Source organism: Streptomyces sp. NRRL B-24572, assembly GCF_002156145.1.
Lineage (GTDB): Bacteria > Actinomycetota > Actinomycetes > Streptomycetales > Streptomycetaceae > Streptomyces > Streptomyces vietnamensis.
The window spans coordinates 1-5345 of the sequence record NZ_MWIG01000360.1; the positions used below are offsets into that span (position 1 = coordinate 1).

At 72.8% G+C, this 5345-nt stretch carries 5 protein-coding genes; 2 read left to right on the forward strand and 3 right to left on the reverse strand.

All coding sequences use genetic code 11. From position 1 onward, the window contains the following. Together CCN56_RS21865 and CCN56_RS21870 are read left to right on the forward strand one after the other, a co-directional pair. On the forward strand, positions 1-850 hold an 850-nt coding region (locus CCN56_RS21865; RefSeq protein ID WP_107484201.1), incomplete at its 5' end, for a (2Fe-2S)-binding protein. 204 nt (positions 851-1054) lie between these two features. Continuing rightward, a complete protein-coding gene (locus CCN56_RS21870) occupies positions 1055-2167 on the forward strand; it encodes a DUF2637 domain-containing protein (RefSeq protein WP_086829260.1) in 1113 nt (370 codons plus the stop codon). Between the two features lie 35 nt (positions 2168-2202). Here the strand turns inward: CCN56_RS21870 and CCN56_RS21875 are convergent, their stop codons facing one another. From CCN56_RS21875 to CCN56_RS21885, 3 genes are all read right to left on the reverse strand, one after another. After that, on the reverse strand, positions 2203-2607 hold the full coding sequence (locus CCN56_RS21875; protein WP_086829261.1) for an ATP-binding protein: 405 nt from the start codon (positions 2605-2607) through the stop codon (positions 2203-2205). 87 nt (positions 2608-2694) lie between these two features. Next, on the reverse strand, positions 2695-4437 hold the full coding sequence (locus CCN56_RS21880; protein ID WP_086829263.1) for a pyruvate dehydrogenase: 1743 nt from the start codon (positions 4435-4437) through the stop codon (positions 2695-2697). 27 nt (positions 4438-4464) lie between these two features. Then, the coding region (locus tag CCN56_RS21885) for a protein phosphatase 2C domain-containing protein (RefSeq protein ID WP_143664592.1) at positions 4465-5345 on the reverse strand (881 nt) is incomplete at its 5' end.

Below are 5345 nucleotides of genomic sequence, written 5' to 3' on the forward strand. Positions count from 1 at the left end.
CAGGCCCGCCCCCCTCGCCTCGCCCGTCGCGGCCTCCTACGCCCGGCTCGCCGAGGCCTTCCCCGGCCTCCGGACGGAGGAGACCGCCCGGGGCGAGCGACTTCCGGACGGCGCGGGCTGGGTCGGCGCGGACGCGCTCGCGGCCGGCGGACCCGCCCTCGACGCCTTCCTCGCCTGGGACGACGCGCAGGTGCTGCGGGACTACGGCACCCGGGCCCGCCCCGACGTCGTCGCGAGCTTCGGACTGCACCGGTACGCCTGGCCGGCCTGCCTCCTCGTCACCGTCCCGTGGTTCCTGGACCGCCGGGTGCCCCGGCTGCCCGTCCGGAACGTGGCCTTCCAGCGCGCGCTCGGCCGCCTGGCGGTCCGCGTGGAGGAGTTCGCCTGCCTGCCGGGCGACCCCGCGGCCGCCCTGCCCGGTGCCCGGGTCGTCGCCGACGAGGAGGCGCTGCGGACCGAGGTGCGCGCCTCGCTCGCCGAGCACTTCGAGGCCGTTCTCGGCGGCTTCGGGCCCCGGATGCGGCGCGGCCGCCGGGCCCTGTGGGGGATGGCCACGGACGAGATCGTCGAGGGCCTCTGGTACGTCGCGACCCTGCTCGGCGAGGAGCCGCGGGCGAGGGACGAACTCGAACTCCTCCTGCCGGGCACCCCCAAGCCGTACGAGCCGTACGCGGGCGGGGCGGGCTTCCGCGAGCTGGCCGGCGCCGAGGAGCCGGACGGGACTCCGCGCGCCACCCGCGACCGGGCCGCCTGCTGCTTCTTCTACACGCTGCGCCCCGAGGACACCTGCCTCACCTGTCCGCGCACCTGTGACGCCGAGCGCGTCCGCCGGCTGACCGCGACCGCCTGAGGCTCCCGAGGGATTACGCCACCCTTCCAGGTGACGTAAATCGAACTCAATTCCCCTTCCTTGTATGTGCGTTCGACCAGATCGCACCTATTCGTATGCCCCGCACCCCCGATGGCGTGCTCTTGCCCGGAAACCCCTTGAGCGCCCCGCGGGGTCGGTCAGTATGGGCCGCTGAACGCCCTACTGCGATGCAAGGGACACCGCATGAGACTGACCGACATATCGCTGGACTGGCTGCTTCCGGGTGGCGTGATGGTGGCCGGAGTCCTGACGGCGGTGGCGGTGCTCGCGCGCGGGAAGCGCGCCGGTGACCAGGCCGCGGCCGACGACTCCTGGGAACGCAGCGAGGAGCGCCGCAGACGCAAGGAGGCCGTCTACGGCTTCGCCTCGTACGGGCTGCTCTTCCTCTGCGCGGCCGTCGCGGCGGCGCTCTCCTTCCACGGCCTCGTGGGCTTCGGCCGGCAGAACCTCAACCTCGCCGGGGGCTGGGAGTACCTCGTCCCCTTCGGCCTCGACGGCGCCGCCATGTTCTGCTCGGTGCTCGCGGTCCGCGAGGCCAGCCACGGCGACGCGGCCCTCGGCTCGCGCCTGCTCGTCTGGCTCTTCGCGGGCGCGGCGGCCTGGTTCAACTGGGTGCACGCACCGCGCGGCATGGGCCACGACGGGGCTCCGCACTTCTTCGCGGGCATGTCCCTGTCGGCGGCGGTCCTCTTCGACCGGGCGCTGAAGCAGACCCGCAGGGCGGCGCTGCGCGAGCAGGGCCTGGTGCCCCGCCCGCTGCCGCAGATCCGCATCGTGCGGTGGCTGAGGGCGCCCCGGGAGACCTTCGCGGCCTGGTCGCTGATGCTCCTGGAGGGCGTACGGACCCTGGACGAGGCGGTCGACGAGGTGCGCGAGGACCGGCGGGAGAAGGAGCAGAACCGGCTCCGCCGGCGCGACCAGGTCAAGCTGGACCGGGCGAGGCTCAAGGCGATCAACCGTCAGCACCGTGCCTTCGGGCTCGGCCGCGGCGGTGGGCGCCAGGTCGAGATGGCGGCGCTCGGCGCCTCGGCCGGTGCGGGTACCGGCCCGGGTGCGGGCGGTGGTTCGGGCTCCGCGACGGCCGCCGTGCAGGCCGCCGTCGCGGAGCCCGCCATAGCGGACCCCGGACAGCTGCCGCTTCGACCCCGGCCCTCCCTGCAAGCCGTGAGGGGCGACGAGCCCCGGCCCGGTGAGTCCCGGACGGTGGACCTCACCGCCGAGGACGACACCCAGGCGCTGCCGCGTCTCGACTCCCTGGAGCGCAAGCTCAAGGACCTCGAGCAGCAGTTCGGCTGAGCACGGGAATCCGAAAAAACCAGCGGGGCCGCCTCTCAGGCGGCCCCGCCGTTCAGTTCGAACCACACCACCTTGCCCACCCCGTGCTCCTCGACTCCCCAGGAGTCGGCGAGGGCCTGGACGAGGACGAGCCCCCTGCCGTGCGTACCGTCGTCGGCGGGCGGTACGGGCGGCCGCTTGAGTCCGGGCACGAAGTCACGGACCTCGACCCTCAGCTGCTCGGGGACGACCGTCGCGGTCACGACGGCCCCGTGCTCGGTGTGGACCAGGGCGTTGGTCACCAGTTCGCTGGTGAGCAGTTCGGCCACGTCGGAGGCGCCCGGTCCGCCCCACTTCCGCAGCAGTTCACGCAAGGCATGTCGCACCTCCGGCACCGCGGTGAGATCCGCGCATCCCACCTTTCTGAGCAGTTGAGTCGGCTGTCGTGCCTCCCCGGCCATATCCCCCACCCACAGGTCGCGTCGAACAGGCTCACGGGGATGCATGCCCCGTGTCACCGTCCGCATTCATGAGGTGAGGGCGGAGGGTCAGGGTCTGGGCACGTTGCGCAGGTTGGAGCGGGCCATCTGGAGCATGCGGCCCACTCCCCCGTCCAGGACGATCTTGCTGGCGGAGAGCGCGAAGCCGGTCACCATGTCGGCGCTGATCTTCGGCGGGATGGAGAGCGCGTTGGGGTCGGTGACGACGTCGACCAGGGCCGGGCCCTTGTGCTTGAAGGCGTCCTTGAGCGCGCCCGCGAGGTGCTTGGGCTTCTCGACCCGGACGCCGTAGGCCCCGGCGGCGCGGGCGATGGCGGCGAAGTCCGGGTTCTTGTTCGTCGTCCCGTACGAGGGGAGTCCGGCGACCAGCATCTCCAGCTCGACCATGCCGAGCGAGGAGTTGTTGAAGACGATCACCTTCACGGGCAGGTCGTACTGGACGAGGGTCAGGAAGTCGCCCATCAGCATCGAGAAGCCGCCGTCGCCGGAGAGCGAGACGACCTGGCGGTTCCGGTCGGTGAACTGGGCGCCGATCGCCTGCGGCAGGGCGTTCGCCATGGAGCCGTGGCTGAACGAACCGATGATCCTGCGCCGCCCGTTGGGCGAGAGGTAGCGGGCCGCCCAGACGTTGCACATGCCGGTGTCGACGGTGAAGACCGCGTCGTCGGCGGCGAGTTCGTCGATGACGGAGGCGACGTACTCGGGGTGGATCGGGACGTGCTTCTCGACCTTGCGGGTGTACGCCTTGACGACGCCCTCCAGCGCGTCGGCGTGCTTCTTCAGCATCTTGTCGAGGAAGCGGCGGTCGGCCTTGTCGCGGACGCGCGGGATCACACAGCGCAGGGTCTCCCGGACGTCCCCCCAGACGGCCAGGTCGAGCCGGGAGCGGCGGCCGAGGTGCTCGGGCCGGACGTCCACCTGCACGATCTTGACGTCGTCGGGCAGGAAGGCGTTGTACGGGAAGTCGGTGCCGAGCAGGATCAGCAGGTCGCACTCGTGGGTGGCCTCGTAGGCGGCGCCGTATCCGAGCAGACCGCTCATCCCGACGTCGTACGGATTGTCGTACTGGATCCACTCCTTGCCGCGCAGGGCGTGGCCGACCGGCGACTTGATGCGCTCGGCGAACTGCATCACCTCGGCGTGCGCCCCCGCCGTGCCGCTGCCGCAGAAGAGCGTCACCCGGTCGGCCTCGTCGATCATCCGGACGAGGGCGTCGATCTCGGCGTCTCCGGGGCGGACGGTCGGACGGGTGGTGACGAGCGCGGTCTCCGCCGTCTTCTCCGGGGCCGGCTGGGAGGCGATGTCACCGGGCAGCGAGACGACGCTGACGCCGCGGCCGCCGACGGCGTGCTGGATCGCCGTGTGGAGCAGCCGGGGCATCTGCTTCGGGTTGGAGATGAGTTCGCTGTAGTGGCTGCATTCGCGGAACAGCTGGTCGGGGTGGGTCTCCTGGAAGTAGGAGAGGCCGATCTCGCTGGACGGGATGTGCGAGGCGAGCGCGAGGACCGGGGCCATGGAGCGGTGGGCGTCGTACAGGCCGTTGATGAGGTGGAGGTTGCCGGGCCCGCAGGAGCCGGCGCAGGCGGCGAGGCTGCCGGTGATCTGGGCCTCGGCGCCCGCGGCGAAGGCGGCGGTCTCCTCGTGCCGCACCTGGATCCAGTCGATCGCGCGGGTACGGCGGATCGCGTCGACGACCGGGTTGAGGCTGTCCCCGACCACTCCGTACAGGCGCCGGACGCCCGCGCGGACGAGGATGTCGACGAACTGTTCCGCCACGTTCTGTTTGGCCATGGCTCCATCAACACACGGCCCGGCGGGTTACGCCTCCCAGACGGCCACCCCCGTACGGTCGTCGGCGTAACCCGTCACCCTCAGCTGGGTGTCGGCGAGGAAGGCGGCGAGGCCGGGCGGCTCGGCGTCGGCCCAGCGGGCGGCGAGCTCGCGGGCGAGGGCCGGTTCGCCGCGCATCGGCTCGGCGAGGCCGGGCGAGGCGAGGAGCAGGGTGTCGCCGGCGCGGGCGACGGAGGCGCGGAAGCGGAACGGCTCGGCGGGCGGCGGGACGGGCTCCTCGATGAGCGGCGGCGCGGTGGTGATGCCGAGGTCCATGGTGAACCTGTCCCCCTCCTCGGTCGCCTCCGGACCGGCGGGCGGCGAGCCGAAGCCGACGACGGCGGCGCCGGTGACGGCGGCCGGTTCGGGCAGGAGCGGTTCGAGGTCCTGCCAGGAGCCGTCGCGGAGCCGGAAGAGACCGCCGCCGCCGATGCCGAAGAAGACCCGGGTGCGGCACTCGGGGTCGGCGGGGACGAGGAGGCAGCGGAGGGTCGCGGTGTACTCGTCGGGGGCGAGGCCCCGTTCGGCGGCGCGGGTCCGGAGCTTGCCGTAGGTCCGGTCGGTGAGCCGGTGCAGTCCGGACTTGAGGTCGCCGCGGCGGCCGGACCTGATGTCCTCGGAGAGCCGGGCGTGGCTGCGGCAGACGGCCTCGGCGATCCAGTGGCAGGCGTCGGCGGCGGCGAGGTGGGCGTCCTCGGCGGCGCGGGATCCTGCGGCGACGGCGACGAGGACGAGCGCGGTCTCGTCGTGCCCGAAGCGGGCGGTGAGCAGGGCGTCGCGGCGGGGTTCGCCCCGGTAGCGGGCGGAGTCGCCGCGCACGGAGGCGGCGCGCAGGGTGCAGGTGCCGTAGCGGGCGCCGTCGAGGACGG

Bases quoted from the DNA above. Each gene is read 5' to 3' on its own strand.
- CCN56_RS21870 (WP_086829260.1), top strand. From the start codon at position 1,055: ATGAGACTGACCGACATATCGCTGGACTGGCTGCTTCCGGGTGGCGTG.
- CCN56_RS21875 (WP_086829261.1), bottom strand. From the start codon at position 2,607: ATGGCCGGGGAGGCACGACAGCCGACTCAACTGCTCAGAAAGGTGGGA.
- CCN56_RS21880 (WP_086829263.1), bottom strand. From the start codon at position 4,437: ATGGCCAAACAGAACGTGGCGGAACAGTTCGTCGACATCCTCGTCCGC.